The following is an 18,013-nucleotide window of genomic DNA, read 5'->3' as shown; positions in this document are numbered from 1 at the left end:
CACGACCTACACGCGGCCCAGGAAGATCGGGTTCGTGAACGCCGTCAGGGCGCCGGGCAGCGGGGGTGTCGTCGCCGGGTGGCGGACCTCCGCCCTCGCGTACGCCGCGTACGACGCCGTCGTACGCCACTCCACCGTGCCCGCGCCCGCGTCCGGACCCGAGTCGGGCAGGGGCGCGCTCGTGTACAGGACGCCCTGGTCGGTGATGAAGCGGACCGTGCAGCCGGGGGCGCCCTTGACCTCAAGGCGGATGGTGACCGGGGTGTCGCGGTCGACGTCGAGGCGTTCGCCGATGCCCGCGTGGCGGCCCCGGCCGCCCGTCGCCGAGAACGCGAGCTCGACGGCCTTCGACTCGGCGACGTAGGAACGGCCGCGCCGCAGGCCGTCCTGGATGGCCTCGCGGGTCAGGTCGTCGGCGAGGACGACGGTCTGCGGGCCGCCGACGCGGTCGGGGTCGCGGTGCGCGTCGCTGTTGCCCATCGCCGGGATCCACGGCTTGCCGCCGCGTACGGAGGCGACGAGGGTGCTGTCCCAGTCGGCGAGGGCGATCTCGTCGTCCGGCGTGTACGCGCCGTTCCACGCCTCGATGACGTCCGCCTCGCCGAAGCCGAACTTCCAGTTGCAGCCGACGCAGGTGGCGTGCGGGTGGGCGGGGACGACCAGGCCGCCCGCTTCGCGGATCTTCCGCGCGTACCTGCCGAAGCGGTTGTCGCGGGCGCGGTAGCGCCAGTCGATGAACGTGCCGGGCTCCATGCCGAGGGCGACCACGTGGCCGTTGCGGGTCGTCACCTCCTCGCCGAGCATGATCAGGAGGTCGCCGCCCGCGTGCTCGGCCCAGTGGGCGTGCGCGGAGTGGGTGTTGTGCTCGGAGCTGTTGATGAAGTCGAGGCCCGCCGCGCGGGCGAGCGCGGCGATCTCGGCGAGGGTGCGCCTGCCGTCCGAGTACACGGAGTGCAGGTGGCAGTCGCCGCGGTACCAGGCGCGGCCGCGGCCCTTGGCGCGCTCGGGCGGGTAGGACGGCTCCGGGGTCCTGCCGGGCGCCCCGTAGGTGAGGGTGATCGTCACCTCGTAGGGGAGGCCCTCGGGGGCGACCGTGTACGGGCCGAGCGCGATGTGCCAGGTGCCCTCGCGGATGCGGCCCGGGAGGTAGCCGGGCGTCGCGTCGTCGGCACGGATGAAGAACTCCGTGCGGGCGCCGCCCGACCAGCCGCGGAACCCCTTGCCGCCGAGCTCCGTGCCGCGCTCGTCGAAGACGCCGATGTCGAGGGCGTTGCCCTGGGTGCCGGGCGGCACGGCCGGCTTCTGGTAGCTGTACGCGACGTGGAACTCGGCGACGCCGCCCGGGACTTCGACCGGCAGGTAGACGTAGTCGGGGGAGCCGGTGGGCAGCGTGCCGCGCACCGTTCTCGTCTCCTTGGTCCCCGGCGCACCGCCGCGCGCGGGACCGCGCCGCTCGGCGCCGTCGGCGAAGCTCACGCTGCCCAACGTAAGCGCGGCGGCGGCTCCCGTCACGAACAGTCCGCGCCGGTTCATTGCCCCGTGTTGCGGGTGGTCCTCGCACATACTGCGGCTCCCAGGGTGTGGGTGATGACGTGAGTGGTGCGTGCAACCCTGGTATTGAGCCGTGAACCGCGCGGCAAGGGAAGGCGGTTGGCGCGTTTACGCCCGGTTGACGGACGAGTCCTCGACCGCCCCCGCCGCGATCAGCGCCGCCTCCGTCTCCGGATGGGGCCCGGACGCGCCGTTCCGCGCCCACCACAGCGGCGTACTTCCCGTGCCGTGGTCCTCGCGGACGTTCGGGTCGGCGCCGTGGGCGAGGAGTTCGCGCACCGTCGCCACGTGGCCCCAGGCGGCGGCCCCGCACAGGGGGGTGCCGTCGGTGATGCCGCCGCTCTCGGTGTCTGGCCTGGCGCCCGCCCGGAGCAGCGCCCGCACCGTGGAGGCGGCGCCGTGCACCGACGCGGCGTACAGGGCCGTCGTGCCGTCGCGCACGGGCAGCTCCGGATCGATCCCGGAGCGCAGCACCCGGCGCACGGTCCACGTGTCACCGACCGCCGCCGCCCACACCAGGCGATGCGTGAGCTTCTTCTGTTTCCGTCTGTTCACCGGTGTCTCCATCTGTTCACATGCGCCAGGCTAATGAGCGCGCGGGCATGGACCAACCGGGTTTCCAGGGATAGGAAGAGGGGCCGGAACGACACGACACACCCGGACACGTTCGGAGGAACCGTGCGCATCTCCGCGACGCTCTACATGACCGACAGGACGATCACCCCGATACGTCTGGCCCAGGAACTGGAGCGGCGGGGCTTCGCCGGGCTCTACCTCCCCGAGCACACCCACATCCCGCTCCCGCGCGAAACCCCCTATCCGGGCGGCGACCTGCCGCCCGAGTGCGCCCGCATGCTCAGCCCGTTCATCGCCCTCGCCCAGGCCGCAGCCGTCACGGAGCGGATCGCGCTCGGCACGAACATCGCCCTCGTCGCGCAGCACGACCCCATCGACCTGGCCAAACAGATCGCGACCCTCGACCACCTCTGCGGCGGTCGCGTCACCCTCGGCATCGGCTACGGCTGGAACCGTGAGGAGGCCGAGGACCACGGCGTCCCGTGGCCGCGGCGCCGGGCGGTCGTGCGGGACCGGATGGCGGTCATGCGGGCGCTCTGGGCGGACCATCCCAAGCCCTACGAGGGCGAGTTCGGCAGCGTACGCGCCAGCGAGGTGCATCCGAAGCCGCGGCGGACACCCCGCGAACGGCTCGCCAAAGGGCCGCTGTACGGGCCGCGCACGCTGATCGGCGGGGCCGCGGGGCCGGGGCTCTTCGCGCACATCGCGGAGTACGCCGACGGCTGGATGCCGGTCGGCGGCAGCGGCCTGCGCGACGCGCTGCCCGTGCTGCGCTCGGCGTGGGCGGAGGCGGGGCGCGCGGCGGACGACCTGTATGTGGCGGTGACGGCCGTCGAGCCGGACGCGGGCAAGCTGGCGTACTACGCGGAGCTCGGCGTGGACGAGGTGATCGCGCAGCTGCCGCCGGGCGGGGACGCGGAGGTGTGCGCGGCGCTGGATGGGCTCGGGCGGTATGTGAGCCCAGGTGAGAGGGCTCAGGCATGAGTCCGGGCGGGGCAGGCGACAGGTGGGGGAGGGGGTCAGGCAGGGGGGAAGTATCTGTATGAGACAGGTGTTATCGCTCGTATGCTCGGAGACATGACGAACAGCGCGCAGCCCCCGGGGGCCGGACGACCCACCGCCAACGCCATGCGACGCGCGCTCAGGAGGGCCAGGGACGGTGTCGCGCTCGACGTGAGCGAGGCCGCCGTCCTGCTGCAGGCGCGGGGCGAGGACCTCGACGACCTGACGGCGTCCGCGGCCCGGGTGCGCGACGCGGGCCTCGAAGCGGCGGGCCGGCCCGGCGTCATCACGTACTCGAAGAGCGTGTTCATCCCGCTCACCCGGCTCTGCCGCGACAAGTGCCACTACTGCACCTTCGCGACCGTGCCCGGCAAGCTGCGCCGGGACGGCCACGGCATGTTCATGTCCCCCGACGAGGTCCTCGACATCGCGCGGCGCGGCGCCGAACTCGGCTGCAAGGAAGCCCTCATCACCCTCGGCGACAAGCCCGAGGACCGCTGGCCCGAGGCCCGCGAGTGGCTGGAGGCCGAGGGGTACGACGACACGATCGCGTACGTCCGCGCCATCTCCATCCGCATCCTGGAGGAGACGGGACTGCTCCCGCACCTCAACCCCGGCGTCGTGACCTGGACGGACTTCCAGCGGCTCAAGCCCGTCGCGCCCAGCATGGGCATGATGCTGGAGACGACGTCCGAGCGGCTCTGGTCGGAGCCCGGCATGCCGCACTACGGCTCGCCCGACAAGGAGCCCGCGGTCCGGCTGCGCGTCCTGGAGGACGCGGGCCGCTCCTCCGTGCCGTTCACCAGCGGGCTGCTCATCGGGATCGGCGAGACGTACGAGGAGCGGGCGGATTCGCTGTTCGCGCTGCGCCGCGTGGCGCGCTCGTACCACGGCATCCAGGAGCTGATCATCCAGAACTTCCGCGCCAAGCCGGACACGGCGATGCGCGGCATGCCCGACGCGGAGATCGACGACCTGGTCGCCACGATCGCCGTCGCCCGGCACATCATGGGCCCCTCGGGCAACATCCAGGCACCGCCGAACCTCATCGCGGGCGAGTACGAGCGGCTCATCGGCGCGGGCATCGACGACTGGGGCGGGGTCTCGCCGGTCACGATCGACCACGTCAACCCCGAGAAGCCGTGGCCCCAGGTCGAGGAGCTGGCCGAGCGCTCCGCGGGCGCGGGCTTCCGGCTCGCCGAACGGCTCTGCGTCTACCCGGAGTTCGTGCGGCGCGGCGAGCCCTGGCTCGACCCGCGCCTCCTGCCGCACCTGCGGGCGCTCGCCGACCCCGAGACCGGCCTCGCACGGCCCGACGCGCTGGTCGAGGGCCACCCGTGGCAGGAGCCCGACGAGGGGTACGTCGCCTCGTCGGGCCGTACCGACCTGCACCGCACCATCGACACGGACGGCCGCACCAGCGACCGGCGCGAGGACTTCGACGAGGTGTACGGCGACTGGGAGGCACTGCGCGAGCAGGCCGCGCCCGGCATGGTGCCCTCCCGCATCGACGGCGACGTACGGGCCGCGCTCAAGCAGGCCGCCGACGACCCGACGAAGCTCACCGACGACGAGGCGCTCGCCCTGCTGCACGCCGACGGGCCCGCCCTCGACGCGCTCTGCTCGGTCGCCGACGACATCCGCGAGAGCGTCAACGGCGACGACGTCACGTACATCGTCACCCGCAACATCAACTTCACCAACGTCTGCTACACCGGCTGCCGCTTCTGCGCCTTCGCGCAGCGCAGGACCGACGCCGACGCCTACACGCTCTCCCTGGACCAGGTCGCCGACCGGGCCGCACAGGCCTGGGACGTCGGCGCCGTCGAGGTCTGCATGCAGGGCGGCATCCATCCCGACCTGCCGGGCACCGCCTACTTCGACATCGCGCGCGCGGTGAAGGAGCGCGTGCCGGGCATGCACGTGCACGCCTTCTCGCCGATGGAGGTCGTCAACGGCGCGACGCGGACGGGGCTCTCGATCCGCGAGTGGCTGACCGCCGCCAAGGAGGCGGGGCTCGACTCGATCCCGGGGACGGCCGCCGAGATCCTCGACGACGAGGTGCGCTGGGTCCTCACCAAGGGCAAGCTGCCGACGGCCACGTGGAAGGAGGTCGTCTCGACCGCCCACGAGCTCGGCATCCGCTCCAGCTCCACGATGATGTACGGCCACGTGGACCAGCCCCGGCACTGGCTCGGCCACTTCCGCACCCTGGCCGCCATGCAGGAGTCGGCGCTCGCCAAGGGCGTCGAGGGCTTCACGGAGTTCGTGACGCTGCCCTTCATCCACACCAACGCGCCCGTCTACCTCGCGGGCATCGCCCGCCCCGGTCCCACCACACGCGACAACCGCGCGGTGACGGCCATGGCGCGGGTGCTGCTGCACCCGCTGATCCCCAACATCCAGACCAGTTGGGTGAAGCTCGGCCAGGAGGGCGCCGCCGAGATGCTCAGGTCCGGCGCGAACGACCTCGGCGGGACGCTGATGGAGGAGACCATCTCCCGCATGGCGGGCTCCAGTTACGGCTCGTACCGCTCGGTCGAGGACCTCGTCGCCATCGCGGACGCGGCGGGCCGCCCCGCGAAGCCGCGGACGACGCTGTACGGCGAGGTGCCCGAGGAGCGGCAGCGGGCGGCGGCGGCCTCGGACGGACACCTGCCGGAGCTGCTTCCGGTACTCGACTCGTAGAGGCCGGCGCGGGAACGAGGCGCCGAAACGGTCGACGGCGCCCGCGAGCGGGGCCACGAACACGATGTCGGCGAGGTGTGCGCATCGTGTCGCGGCCCCTTCACTCGCGGGCGCTCGCGGATACTGCGGGTTCTACCGGGTTCTACCGGGTTCTACCGGCTTCTAGCGGGTGTTGCTGGGTGCTGCCGGTGCTACGGGTGTCAGCCGGCCAGGCCGTCGCCGAACCGGACGCCCGCGGTGGCCGGGGCGTTGATCGCCGCCGGGCCGAAGGAGTCGATGCCCGTGACGGTCAGACCGCTCGCGGAGCCGCGCAGGTGCCAGACCGAACCGGTGTCGGCGACGGAGCCGTCCTCGTCGGGCGCGGCCACCGTCAGGTCGGCCTTGCCGTCCTTGTTGGGGTCGGAGAGCAGGACGTGGGCGCCGAACTTGTCGCCCTTCTCGGAGGCGCCGGGGACACCGTCCTTGGACTGGTCGAAGGCCTGCGATCCGGTGCCGGTCAGGCCGGTGCGGGAGCCCTTGAGCAGGACGACGCTGCCCGCGTCGGCGGTGGTCCCGATGTCCTCGCCGGGGACGCCGACGGCCACGTCCGCGAAGCCGTCGCCGTTCACGTCGCCCGCGCTGATGGAGGAGCCGAACTCGTCGCCCGCCTCACCGGTGCCGGGAACGCCCGCGGTGTCCTGGGTGATCTTCGTGGTGCGGTCCGAGAGGCCGGAGGCCGAGCCGTAGCGGACCAGGACCGTGCCCTTCTGGTACGGCATGTCCTCGAAGTTGGTGCCGATGTCGCGGGTGACGAAGTCGCCGTAGCCGTCGCCGTCGATGTCCGCGATCGCGCCGCCGAGGGAGGGCGCGAACTTCTGCGAGGTGGTGGCCACCCCGTCCTTGCCGCCCTTCCACAGCTGGCTCTTGTGGGCCATCTCCTCGAAGCCGTGGCTGCTGACGATGTCGTCGACGCCGTCGCCGGTCACGTCGCCCACGACGAAGTCACCGGGGCCGAACGTCTGGCTCGTGACGACCTGCTGGCTGCTCGCGGCCTTCCCGTCCTTCTTGAACGGGCCGTACGCGATGGTCATGCCCGCGTCGTCGTTGTCCATCGGGTCCTCGGGCGCCGGGTACTCGGCCGTGACCAGGTCCCGCTTGCCGTCGCCGTTGAAGTCACCGGCGGTGACGCGCGCGCCGTTCGAGGCCAGCTCCACGCTGCCCTCGCCGGTCAGGCCCTGGGCGGAGCCCCACAGGACGACGGCCTTCTTGCCGCCGTTGACGACGAGGTCGGTGTAGCCGTCGCCGTCGAGGTCGGCGGCGGCCGTCTGGTTGCCGAAGTGCCCGCCGTCGGACGCCGAGCCGGGTACGCCGGGCGTGGCGCGGCTGATGGTGACGGCGTGCGCCTTGTCCGGGCCGTTCGCCGAGCCGTACACGATCGAGACGCTGCCGGGCACGTTGTTGTCGTAGTTGCCGGGGGCCGATATGGCGAGGTCCGCGTACCCGTCGTGGTTGAAGTCGGTGACGGGGGCCTTCGGCGGGGTGGGCGCGGCCGAGGCGGAACCCGCGGTGGCGAGGGCGAGCGGTGCCGTGAGCGAGGCGACTGCCACGGCGGTGATGAGAGAGCGACGCACTGGTCCTCCAGAGAGATCGTGTCGTGTGGTCGTGCGGTCAGGTGGTCGTGGGGTGGTCAGCTGCCGAGCAGCAGACCGAACTTGGCGTCCTTCTCGGGATCGCCGAGCTTCGCCGGGGCGAGCGTGCCCGCGCCCGTGGTGGTCAGGCCGCCCGCGGAGCCGAAGAGGTTCCACAGGGCGCCCGAGTCGGTGTAGGTGCCGTCCTCGCCGGGGGCGGTGGCGGTCAGGTCGGCCTTGCCGTCCTTGTCGAGGTCGGTGAGGCGCACCTGGCGGCCGAAGTCGTCGCCCGTCTCGGAGACGCCGGGCACGCCGGCCGTGGACTGGCTGTAGGCCACGGCTCCCTTGCCCGTCATGCCGCCGTCGGCCTTGGACGCGCCCTTGAGCAGGACGACCTCGCCGGTGCCGGTGCTCGCGCCGAGGCTCTCGCCGGGGACGCCGACGGCGACCTCCGCCCTGCCGTCGCCGTTCACGTCGCCCGCGCCGAGCGAGGCGCCGAACGCGTCGTTCTCCTCGCTGGTTCCGGGAACGCCGGCGGTGGCCTGGGTGATGACCTTCTTGCGCGCGTCGGTCGGCCCTGCCGAACTGCCGTACTGGATGGTGATGCTGCCCGGGGCGCTGTCGATCTCCTCGGTGATGCCCCCGATGTCACGGGTGATCAGGTCGCCGTACCCGTCGCCGTCGACGTCGCCGACGGTGCCGCTGTAGGCCGTGCCGAGGGTCTTGTAGGTGTGGCCGACGCCGCCGCGGCCGCCCTTCCAGAAGCGGGCGTCGTGCGTCATCTCTTCAAAGCCGTGCGTGGTGACGATGTCGTCGACGCCGTCGCCCGTCAGGTCTCCGGTGATGAAGCGGGCGAGGCCGGAGGGCCCGTCTCCGGTGGTGATGACGTCCTTGGCGGCGGGCTTGCCGCTGCGGGTGAACGGGCCGTACTGGATGGTCATTCCGGAGACGTCGGGGTCGTCGCTCGGGGTGTCGTTGACGACGAGGTCGCGCTTGCCGTCGCCGTTGAAGTCACCCGTGGCGAACTCGGAGTAGTCGTGCGGCAGGACGGTGTCCTTGCCGGTCAGGCCGTCCTTGGAACCCCACAGGACGGTCGCCCTGTTGCCGTTGTCGTCGCCGCCCGTCACGAGGAGGTCGGTGTAGGAGTCGCCGTCCAGGTCGGCGGGGAGCGTCTGGGCGCCGAAGGCGTACGTGCCGCGGAGTCCGCCGGGAACGCCCGGTGTGGCGCGGCTGATGCGCTGGTGGCGCTCGGTGCCGGGCCCGGAGGCGGTGCCGTACACGATGGAGAGGTAGCCCGCCTTCTCGACGCCGCCGACGGTGCCGAAGGGCGCGGCGACGGCGAGGTCGGCGTACCCGTCGTGGTTGAAGTCGGTGACCGGTGTCCGGGGCGGCCGGGGGGCTGCCGTCGCGGTGCCGGAGGTGACGGACACGGCGAGAGGGGCGGTCAGCGCGGCGACGGCGATGGCGCTGATGAGTGTGCGGCGGGGCACGGATCCTCCTGTGGCGAACCTCTGTGACGTAGGAGGAGACAGCACCCCACGGAGGAAGGTTGCACACTGCAGTAACTCCGTTACGTGATCCGGACGTTTGGCGTACGACCCCTGTTGTTCACCTTCGAGCGGGGCGGCCCGGAAGGTGACGGAAGCCCGGCGAATCCGTAGCAACTGCGAAGCTCCCGTGAACGTCGTTCAAAAGCCGCCTCAAGGGCGACTCTTCGCATACCACTTGGCGACTGAATCGATCGTTCACGGTCGATTACAGTGCTGCAAAGTCGCAGGCGGTCGAGGTGCGTCGGGGCACGTCACTGCACGGAGGGAGGCCCGCGTGGGTACCGCAGCAGCCACCGGTGTCTGGGGCCGTGCCGAGCAGCAGGACTTCCGCAGCCGGGTGCGCGGCACCCTCCTCGGGGCCGCGGTGGGCGACGCCCTGGGCGCGCCCGTCGACGGGCTCTCCCTCGACGCGATACGCGAGGCGCACGGCGCCGAGGGGCTCACCGAACCCGCGCGGGCGCACGGCAGGCGCGGCTCCGTCACCGCCGTCACCCAGCTCACCCTTTTCACCGTCGACGGGCTCATACGCGCCCAGGTGCGCCGTGACACCGGCGCCTGGCACCCGCCGACCGACCTGCACCGCGCCTACCGCCGCTGGGCCGCGACCCAGAGCGACTGGGGCCCGGACGAGCGGCGCGAGGAGGACGGCTGGCTGGCCCGCGAGGAGTGGCTGTACGCGCGGCGCAATCCGCCCCGCGCCTGCCTTCTCGGGCTCGGCAACGACGTCATGGGCACCCTCGACGTCCCCAAGAACCCCGGCGAACGCGGCGCCGGTGCCGCCGCGAGATCTGCGCCCTTCGGGCTCCTCGTCGGCTGGGAGCCGCAGCTCGTGCTGCAGCTCGCCGTCGAGTGCGCCGTCCAGACCCACGGCCACCCCACCGGCTACCTCGCGGCCGGTGCGCACGCCGTCATCGTGCACGGTCTCGCCCGCGGGGAGTCCCTCGACGGCGCCGTGCAACGGTGCCTCGCCCTCCTCGCCCAGCGCCCCGGCCACCAGCCGGTCACGGACGCGCTCCAGCACGCGCTCGGCGCCGTACGGCAGGGCATGCCCACGCCCGCGCGCGTCGAGGAGCTGGACAGGGACGGGACGGCCGAGGGCGCGCTGGCCGTCGCCGTGTACTGCGCCCTGGTCGGCGAGGACATCCGGCACGGGCTGCGGCTCGCCGTCAACCACGGCGGGGCGTCGGCGGCGTGCGGCGCGTTGTGCGGGGCGCTGCTCGGCGCGCTGCACGGCGAGACCGCGCTGCCACCGGCCTGGCTCACCGAGCTGGAGGGCAGGCCCACGGTCCTCGAGCTGGCGGACGACTTCGCGATGGAGATGACGCAGGGCCCCGCGCTGCACGGCCCCGCGGTCTCCTCGCCGGGCTGGCTGGCCCGCTACCCGCGGGTGTGAGGCCCTAGCTGACCGGGTCCGGGTCCGGGTCCGTGTCCGGGGCCGTCGCGAACGTGCGGCTCAGCAGGTCGTGAAGGGTGGCGCGCTCGTCATCGGTCAGCGTTTCGAGGCCGGCGAGCGTGGTGTGCATGGTGGCGCGGATCGCGTCGACGGCCCGCTCGCCCTCCGGGGTGAGCAGCACGTTCTTGACGCGGCGGTCCGTGGGGCTCGGCTCCCGGTGCACCAGGCCGCGCTTCTCCAGGCGGTCGATGATCCCCGTCATGTTGGAGGCGTCGCAGGACAGCGTCCGGGCGAGGACCCGCATCGCCGCGGGGCCCGCGCGCAGCACGCTGAGCGTCTTGCCCTGGCTCGCCGTGAGGTTCTCGCTCGCCGCCGCCTCCGTGAAGTCCGCGTAGTAGGCGCGGAGGGACACCGCGAGCAGCTCCATGAGCTGGGCCTTGTCGACGCGCGGGGTTCCAGGCAGGTCGCGTGGGGTTCCAGGCATGTCAGCCACCGTACGCCATGAAACTTGACGTTCTCAACTATTGAGGCTTACCTTGTGATGCGTTACTTGATGTACTCAAGTATCGAGGTTCTTAAGTAGTTGAGCAGCCGGAGAGAAGAAGTCACCGTGTCCCACGCACAGCACGCGGCCCCGAACGCGGCCCCCCAGAGAGCCACCGGACAGACCGCCGTCATCCTGGTGCTCGGGCTCGCCGCCATGGTCGTCTCGATGATGCAGACCCTGGTCGTCCCGATCCTGTCGATCATCCAGAACGACCTGCACGCCACCACGGCCGGTGTGAGCTGGGTGACCACCGCCACCCTCCTCTCGGCCGCCGTCTTCACCCCGCTGCTCGGCCGCTTCGGCGACATGCACGGCAAGAAGCCCACCCTGATCGGTGTGCTGCTCGTGATGATCGCGGGCTCCGTGCTCGCCGCCACCACGACCTCGCTGACCTGGCTCATCGTCGGCCGGATCCTCCAGGGAGCGGCCACCGCGATCTTCCCGCTCGCGCTCTCCGTGCTCCGCGAGGAGATCAAGCCGGCCAAGCTGCACGGCGCCATGGCGCTGGTCAGCGGCACCCTGGCGTTCGGCAGCGGTCTCGCCCTGGTCGGCGCGGGCCTGCTGACGCAGGGCTCCGACCCCGACTACCACCGGGTGTTCTGGCTCGCGGTCGTCCTCGCCGTCCTCGCGCTGGTCGGCGTGATCCTCGCGGTCCCCGCCTCGCGCTCGAAGACCGGCGGCCGCACCGACTGGCTGGGCGCGGGCACCCTCGCGCTGCTGCTCGTCCTGCTGCTCCTGCCGATCTCGCAGGGCCACGAGTGGGGCTGGTCCTCCGGCCGCACCCTCGGCTCCTTCGCCGGCGCCGTCGTCATGGCGGGCGTGTGGGTCCTGACCGAGCTGCGCGTCAAGGAGCCGATGGTGGACATGAAGATGTTCGCCCACCGCCCCGTCCTCTTCACCAACCTGGCCGGACTGCTCCTCGGCTTCGCGATGTTCGCCCAGTTCATCGGCGTCTCGTACCTCGTGCAGATGCCCGAGAACGTGGCCGGGTACGGCTTCGGCGCCTCGGTGCTCGGCGCCTCCGTCGTCTACCTGCTGCCGACCACCATCGTCTCGCTGCTCGGCGCGCAGTTCGGCGGCGTCCTGGTCCGCAGGATCGGTGCGCGCTTCACGCTCGCCACGGGAGCCGTCTTCGGCGCGGTCGGCTTCGCCTGGCTGACCCTGGCGCACGGCACCAGCGCCTCCGTGATCGGCGCGGGCATGGTCATCGGCCTGGCGATCAGCTTCGGCTACGCCTCGATGCCCGCGCTCATCGTGGCCAGCGTCCCGGCCCACCAGACCGGCATCGCCAACGGCATCAACTCCATCTCCCGCTCGGTCGGCAGCGCCATCGCCAGCGCGATGATCACCTCGCTGCTCGCGTCGAAGACGATTCCGCTGCCCAAGGGCATGCCCGCGCTGCCCCAGGAGAGCCAGTTCACGCTGAGCTTCGCCATCGCGGGCGCGGCGTTCGTCCTGGTCGTGGCCGTCGCCCTGGTGGGCCTCACGGCCCTGCACGCCCCGCGGACGCCGCAGCTGCGGAAGCTCGCGGAGTCCGAGACAGCGACGCCGGAACGCGCAGGGGTCTGACGCCCCGTAAGGGGCGCGGGGAACTGCGCGAGCAACCGACAAGAAGCCGCAGCCGCATGTGCCGGATTCCCGGCAGACGCGTCTGCGGCTTTTCCGTGGCTGAGCGCGCAGTTCCCCGCGCCCCTACGGGGCCACCGCGTCGTCCGATCGCTGTGCCGGAGCGCGTAGGGGTCTGACCGAGCCCGGTAAGGGGCGCGGGGAACTGCGCGAGCAACCGGCAAGAAGCCGCAGCCGCATGTGCGGGGATCCCGGCAGACGCGTCTGCGGCTTTTCGCGCGCTGAGCGCGCAGTTCCCCGCGCCCCTGAAGGGGCACCCCCGTCCCCCTACGGGGCCACCGCATCGCCCCGCGGCTGCGAAGGCGTCGGCGCAACGGCTCCCGCGGAGCCGTCGTCGTCCGTGTTGATGCGCTCGATGAGCGCGTCCCGCTCCGGGGTGTCCTCCGGCTTCACCCAGCCGACGACGACGTAGAGGACGAGCGAGACGGCCAGCGGGATCGACACCTGGTACTGGAGCGCGACCCCGCCGTCGATCGCCTCGTCGATCGGGTAGTTGACCAGGTAGAAGGCGAAGAGGCCGAGCCCCCAACTGGTCAGCGCCGCGGTCGGCCCGGACTTCCTGAACGTACGCAGCAGACCCAGCATCATCGGAATCGCGATCGGCCCCATCAGACCGGCCACCCACTTGATGACGACCGTGATGATGTCCTTGAACGTGGGGGAGTTCACCTGGGTGGCGACCGCCATGGAGAGCCCCAGGAAGATCACCGTGGTGAGGCGCGCCGCGATCAGGCCCTTCCGCTCGGTCCAGGCCCGCGCCTTCGCGGAGAACGCCGGCGCCACGTCCCGCGTGAAGACCGCCGCGATCGCGTTGGCGTCGGACGAGCACATGGCCATCGTGTGCGAGAAGAAGCCGACGATGACGAGGCCCAACAGGCCGTGCGGCAGCAGCTGTTCGGTCATCAGGGCGTACGCGTCGGAGCCGTCCGGCTTCTTCGCGTCGACCAGGAGCGGCGACATCCACATGGGGAAGAAGAGGACGACGGGCCAGACCAGCCACAGGACGGCGGAGAGCTTCGCGGAGCGCGCCGCCTCCTTGGCGTTGGCGGTCGCCATGTAGCGCTGCGCCTGGTTGAGCATGCCGCCGTTGTACTCGAAGAGCTTGATGAAGAGGAAGGCGAGCAGGAAGACCGTGCCGTAGGGGCCGACGAGTGGTCTGCCGTGGCCCGCGAGTTCCGGCTCGTCCCAGACGCCGAAGAACCCGCCGTGCGGCCCGAGCTCGGCGACGACGGCGACGAACATGGCGACACCGGCGAGGAGTTGGATGACGAACTGGCCGAGCTCGGTCAGCGCGTCGGCCCACAGCCCGCCGATGGTGCAGTAGATCGCCGTGATCACGCCGGTGATGAGGATGCCCTGGTTGAGGGAGACGCCGGTGAAGACGGACAACAGGGTCGAGATCGCCGCCCACTTGGCGCCGACGTCCACGATCTTGAGCAGCATGCCGGACCAGGCGAGCGCCTGCTGGGTGGGCAGGTTGTAGCGGGTCTTCAGGTATTCGAGGGGAGATGCCACGTGCAGCCGTGAGCGCAGCCGGTTGATGCGGGGAGCGAAGAGCCGCGCGCCGATGGCGATGCCGAGCGCGATGGGGAAGGACCAGGTGACGAAGGACGTCACGCCGTAGGTGTACGCGATGCCGGCGTACCCGGTGAACATCACCGCGCTGTACCCGGACATGTGGTGCGAGATCCCGGACAGCCACCAGGGCATCTTGCCGCCCGCGGTGAAGAAGTCGCTGACGTTGTCGACCCGCTTGTGCGACCACAGGCCGATCGCGACCATCACGCCGAAGTAGCCGATGAGTACGGCCCAGTCGAGACTGTTCATATGGCCCTCCAGGGGTCCGCCTGGTGAACTGCGCATAACTGGACAGCACTTCGCCAGTACCGGCCGACGGGGCCAGGGGCGGCCCGGAAGTGCCCGCTCATCGTGGGTTCGGCCGCACTCGGCCGACAACCGCCCGCCAGGTCAAGAGAAGGCAAAATCGTTCTGTTCGCTGACTTGCGTTCATGAGTGTGATCGGCGTCAGTAAGGTGAGGGCGCAAAAAAGCGCCCCCGTCAGGGGCGCGAGGAACTGCGCGACCAGCCACGGCAAACCCGCACAGGAGGAGCCGCCCGATCCAGCGAAGCGCTACCGCATCAACTCCCCCGCATTGACCAGCAACGACTGCCCCGTGATGGCCCGCGCCCGGTCCGACGCCAGAAACACCACCGCATCCGCCACATCCCCGTCCGTCGCCAGCTCCGGCAACGCCATGCGTGCGGCGAGACGCCCCCGCACCTCCTCCTCCGGCACCCCCTCCGCATCCGCGGTGAACCGTACGTACGCCTCGACCGGCGGCCCCCACATCCAGCCCGGCAGCACCGTGTTGACCCGGATGTGGTCGGGGCCGAGCTCGTGCGCGAGGGAGTACATCGCCGAGGTCAGCGCGCCCTTCGACGCCGCGTACGCCGCCTGGCGGACCTGCGAGGGCGACGCGATCGCCGACTGCGTGCCGATGAAGACCACCGACCCGCCCCGCCGTTCCCGCAGGGCCGGCAGACAGGCGCGCGTCATGCGCAGGGTGCCGAGCAGGTTGACGTCGATGACCTGCTGCCAGGTGGCGAAGTCCGCGTCCTCGACGCCGCCGAAGTAGCTGTCCCAGGCGGCGACGTGGACGACCGCGTCGATCCCGCCGAAGCGTTCGCGCGCCAGAGCGGCGAGGGCGCGGCACTGCTGTTCGTCGGTGATGTCGGTGGCGCGGTAGGCGGTGCGCGCGCCTTCGGGGTCGATCTCGGCGGCCGTCCTGGCGAGGTTCGCCTCCGTGCGCGCGCCGAGGACGGCGTTCCCGCCGTCGCGCACGACGGCCGCCGCGACCCGGTGGCCGAGCCCGGCGCCGACGCCCGAGACGACGACGGTCCGTGACGCGAGGAGTGAGGACGACGGCATGGGGCGACTCCCGGCTCTGGAGGATTCGCTGACGGGGCGTCAGAGTATGGGCGTCCACCGGAGGAAGGAAGAGAGAGGCAGGGGAGAGGCATGAGCGAGGACACCCGCAGTGACGTCTACGCCGAGCTGGCCGCCGTCGGGCCCTACGGAGTGCACCCGGGGCACGCCCTGATCACCATGGTCGAGCCGCACCCGGGGCACGAGTACGCGTACAACCGCTGGTACGAGGACGACCACTACTACGCCGGCGCGATGGCGATGCCCTGGATGTACGCGGGGCGCCGCTGGGTGGCCACGCGCGAGCTCCAGCTCCTGCGCCGCCCCGCCAAGTCCGCGATAGCCGAGCCGGTCACCGCCGGGTGCTACCTGTCCACGTACTGGGTGACGGAAGGGCGCTACGACGACCACATGAAGTGGACCGTCGGCATCAACAAGCGGCTCAACCGCGACGGCCGCGTCTACCGGGACCGCACCCACGTCTTCACGGCCTTCCAGGACCACGAGGCGACCGTCTACCGGGACGGCGCCGCGGGCCCGCGCGACTTCCACGCGCTCGACCACCCGTACAAGGGGCTGGTCCTTGAGGTCATCGACGCCGAAGGGCCGCAGCGGCGGGCCGAACTCCTCGAATGGCTGCGGGCCCGGGACCTGCCGCGCGCCCTGGCCCCGGAGGAAGGAGTCGCAGCGCCCGCCGCGATGGTCACGCTGTTCCGGCCGACGCCGCTGCCGGGGGACCGGATGACGTATGTGAAGCAGGTCGAGGGCGTCGACACCCGGCTGACGCTGCTGTGGTTCCTCTCGGCGGATCCGCGGGAGTGCTGGGAGGCACACTTCGCCGGGCGGGAGGAGGCCGTGGCGGAGTCGGGTCTCGGGCGGGTGGAGCTGGTGGCGCCGTTCATCCCCACCGTGCCGGGGACGGACACCTACGTGGACGCGCTGCGCTGACCGTCGCGGTAGGGCCGAGCCCCCTCGGCCGGGACGGCGGGCCAGTCGAGAGGGCTCATACGGTGGTACTCACTCGGTGGTACTGATTCGGTTGTGCCGCTTCAGGTGTGCGCTGCGGTCTCACGCGAGGTCGGCAGCCCCCCTGCTCACCTCGCTGACGAACGCGTTCCACGACTCGGCGGGGAAGGCGAGCACCGGCCCCTCGGCGACCTTCGAGTCGCGCACGGAAATGGACCGCACCACCGGTGACTTGACCTCGACGCACGCGCCGTTGCCGGTGGAGTACGAAGACTTGACCCACGTGTGAGCGGCGCCTTGCTGAATTGCCATGTTCTCTCCGGTTTTCCAGTCGTTGAGTTGCTGTCGCCGCATCCCTGCGGTGGCGCCAACGTTCCTGCTCGATGGCGTGAACGACGCTACTCGCCAACATCGCGGCGTGAAGGGATCGTTCACTCAACCGGATGGCATATACCAGGGGAGTCTTCCGCGCCGACCCAACAAGGGTGTACGGTGCGGCATTTTCCTGCGGATGGCCCCCGGGACGCTCAGCGGGCGTAATCCTTCGCGATCTGCGAGATGAGCTGCCGCGACTGCTCGACGTTGAGCGCCTGGGCCCGCAAGTGCTCGTACATCACGCTGTATTGCTGGACGTCGTTCGACTTCTCCAGATACAGGTCGCTGGTGACACCCTCGATGTAGACCACGCTGGAGTCGGCCGCGTCGGGGAACTCCAGGATCGCGTACTGGCCGTTGAGCCCCGGATGCGCGCCCATCTCGAAGGGAATCACCTGGACGGTGACATGCGGCAGTTGGGACTGCTCCACGAGATGTTCCAGCTGGTCGCGCATGAGGTGCCGGGAGCCGACCACGCGGCGCAGCGCGGACTCGTCGAGGACGGTCCACAGCCGCAGCGGGTTCTCGGGCGCGGCGATGCGTTCCTGGCGGCGCATGCGCACCTGGACGCGCTTCTCGATGTCGGTCGGCGTGGTCTCCGGGAGCGCGCCGGTGATCAGTGCCTCGGCGTACGCACGGGTCTGCAGCAGGCCGGGGACGACCTGCGGGTCGTATACGCGCAGGGACGCGGCGTCCGTCTCCAGGCCGATGTACACGCTGTACGGGATGTCGCCGAAGGAGTGCCACCAGCCCTGCTGGCGTGAGTCCTTGGCCATCTGCATGAGGGAGTCGACGACGCGGTGGTCCTCGACCTCGTAGACGCCGCACAGATCGCGGACGTCGCGCTGGCTGATCGAGCGGCGGCCGTTCTCGAGGCGGCTGATCTTCGACTGCGAGACGAGCAGCCGCTCGGCGACCTCTTCGGCCGTCATGCCCTTGAGCTCGCGGAGTCGACGGAGCTCCTGGCCCAACCGGCGTCGCCTGACAGTGGGATTGACATTGGACGCCACGGAACGTGCACCTCCGGCTTGCATGCCTCTGCTTTGCGTATCTACTGCTCAGCAGAGTGCCACCAACAAGGTCGGCACCGCTGGGAAACAGCGGATATGCGGACGTGAGAGCGGGTCTCGGGGGTGCGGTGCCCCGCGGAGTGCCCTGTTGCGTCACACGCGCCAAAAGGTGTGCGGCCGCGCGGGGCGGTGGTAC

14 protein-coding genes are annotated in these 18,013 nt (G+C 71.2%); 5 read left to right on the top strand and 9 right to left on the bottom strand.

The annotated features are described in order from the left end of the window. Nucleotides 1–6: 6 nt before the first annotated feature. Nucleotides 7–1,563: a CehA/McbA family metallohydrolase gene (locus ACFVYR_RS18670; RefSeq protein ID WP_384253587.1), complete on the bottom strand. Its 1,557-nt coding sequence runs from the start codon at nt 1,561–1,563 to the stop codon at nt 7–9. Nucleotides 1,564–1,659: 96 nt separating this feature from the next. Next, nucleotides 1,660–2,106 (bottom strand): ankyrin repeat domain-containing protein, encoded by a 447-nt coding sequence (locus tag ACFVYR_RS18665; protein WP_384253585.1) that lies wholly within the window; start codon nt 2,104–2,106, stop codon nt 1,660–1,662. 123 nt (nt 2,107–2,229) lie between these two features. On the opposite strand from ACFVYR_RS18665, the gene ACFVYR_RS18660 reads away from it, so the two are divergent. Together ACFVYR_RS18660 and ACFVYR_RS18655 are read left to right on the top strand one after the other, a co-directional pair. Then, nucleotides 2,230–3,111 carry a TIGR03619 family F420-dependent LLM class oxidoreductase gene (locus ACFVYR_RS18660; RefSeq protein WP_384253583.1) on the top strand — a complete coding sequence of 294 codons (882 nt, stop codon included), beginning with the start codon at nt 2,230–2,232 and terminating at the stop codon, nt 3,109–3,111. 93 nt (nt 3,112–3,204) lie between these two features. Next, nucleotides 3,205–5,817 carry a bifunctional FO biosynthesis protein CofGH gene (locus ACFVYR_RS18655; RefSeq protein ID WP_384253581.1) on the top strand — a complete coding sequence of 871 codons (2,613 nt, stop codon included), beginning with the start codon at nt 3,205–3,207 and terminating at the stop codon, nt 5,815–5,817. A gap of 200 nt (nt 5,818–6,017) precedes the next feature. Here the strand turns inward: ACFVYR_RS18655 and ACFVYR_RS18650 are convergent, their stop codons facing one another. Together ACFVYR_RS18650 and ACFVYR_RS18645 are read right to left on the bottom strand one after the other, a co-directional pair. Continuing rightward, nucleotides 6,018–7,403 carry an FG-GAP-like repeat-containing protein gene (locus ACFVYR_RS18650; RefSeq protein WP_384253579.1) on the bottom strand — a complete coding sequence of 462 codons (1,386 nt, stop codon included), beginning with the start codon at nt 7,401–7,403 and terminating at the stop codon, nt 6,018–6,020. An 80-nt stretch (nt 7,404–7,483) separates the two neighbouring features. Next, nucleotides 7,484–8,914 carry an FG-GAP-like repeat-containing protein gene (locus ACFVYR_RS18645; protein WP_384253577.1) on the bottom strand — a complete coding sequence of 477 codons (1,431 nt, stop codon included), beginning with the start codon at nt 8,912–8,914 and terminating at the stop codon, nt 7,484–7,486. 334 nt (nt 8,915–9,248) lie between these two features. Here ACFVYR_RS18645 and ACFVYR_RS18640 point away from each other — a divergent pair, with 334 nt between their 5' ends. Beyond that, nucleotides 9,249–10,367, top strand: a complete 1,119-nt coding sequence (locus ACFVYR_RS18640) for an ADP-ribosylglycohydrolase family protein (RefSeq protein WP_384253574.1) — start codon at nt 9,249–9,251, stop codon at nt 10,365–10,367. 4 nt (nt 10,368–10,371) lie between these two features. Here the strand turns inward: ACFVYR_RS18640 and ACFVYR_RS18635 are convergent, their stop codons facing one another. Then, entirely contained in the window at nt 10,372–10,794 is a 423-nt protein-coding gene (locus ACFVYR_RS18635) for a MarR family winged helix-turn-helix transcriptional regulator (protein WP_384253743.1), read from the bottom strand. A 183-nt stretch (nt 10,795–10,977) separates the two neighbouring features. On the opposite strand from ACFVYR_RS18635, the gene ACFVYR_RS18630 reads away from it, so the two are divergent. Then, nucleotides 10,978–12,483 (top strand): MFS transporter, encoded by a 1,506-nt coding sequence (locus ACFVYR_RS18630; RefSeq protein WP_384253572.1) that lies wholly within the window; start codon nt 10,978–10,980, stop codon nt 12,481–12,483. A 324-nt stretch (nt 12,484–12,807) separates the two neighbouring features. Here the strand turns inward: ACFVYR_RS18630 and ACFVYR_RS18625 are convergent, their stop codons facing one another. Together ACFVYR_RS18625 and ACFVYR_RS18620 are read right to left on the bottom strand one after the other, a co-directional pair. After that, nucleotides 12,808–14,367, bottom strand: a complete 1,560-nt coding sequence (locus ACFVYR_RS18625; protein ID WP_384253569.1) for a sodium:solute symporter family protein — start codon at nt 14,365–14,367, stop codon at nt 12,808–12,810. A gap of 304 nt (nt 14,368–14,671) precedes the next feature. After that, nucleotides 14,672–15,469, bottom strand: coding sequence for an SDR family oxidoreductase (locus ACFVYR_RS18620; RefSeq protein ID WP_384253567.1), 798 nt, complete (start codon nt 15,467–15,469; stop codon nt 14,672–14,674). A 90-nt stretch (nt 15,470–15,559) separates the two neighbouring features. Here ACFVYR_RS18620 and ACFVYR_RS18615 point away from each other — a divergent pair, with 90 nt between their 5' ends. Beyond that, nucleotides 15,560–16,414: a hypothetical protein gene (locus ACFVYR_RS18615; RefSeq protein WP_384253565.1), complete on the top strand. Its 855-nt coding sequence runs from the start codon at nt 15,560–15,562 to the stop codon at nt 16,412–16,414. A gap of 120 nt (nt 16,415–16,534) precedes the next feature. Here ACFVYR_RS18615 and ACFVYR_RS18610 read toward each other — a convergent pair whose 3' ends face one another. Together ACFVYR_RS18610 and ACFVYR_RS18605 are read right to left on the bottom strand one after the other, a co-directional pair. Beyond that, complete coding sequence (locus ACFVYR_RS18610) at nt 16,535–16,744, bottom strand: DUF397 domain-containing protein (RefSeq protein ID WP_384253562.1); 210 nt, start codon at nt 16,742–16,744, stop codon at nt 16,535–16,537. A gap of 215 nt (nt 16,745–16,959) precedes the next feature. Further along, on the bottom strand, nt 16,960–17,817 hold the full coding sequence (locus ACFVYR_RS18605; protein ID WP_384253560.1) for a helix-turn-helix domain-containing protein: 858 nt from the start codon (nt 17,815–17,817) through the stop codon (nt 16,960–16,962). Nucleotides 17,818–18,013 lie beyond the last annotated feature (196 nt).

The sequence above is a fragment of the Streptomyces sp. NPDC058284 genome, from assembly GCF_042881135.1.
GTDB lineage: Bacteria > Actinomycetota > Actinomycetes > Streptomycetales > Streptomycetaceae > Streptomyces.
This window is presented reverse-complemented; position numbering and strand designations above follow the sequence as displayed.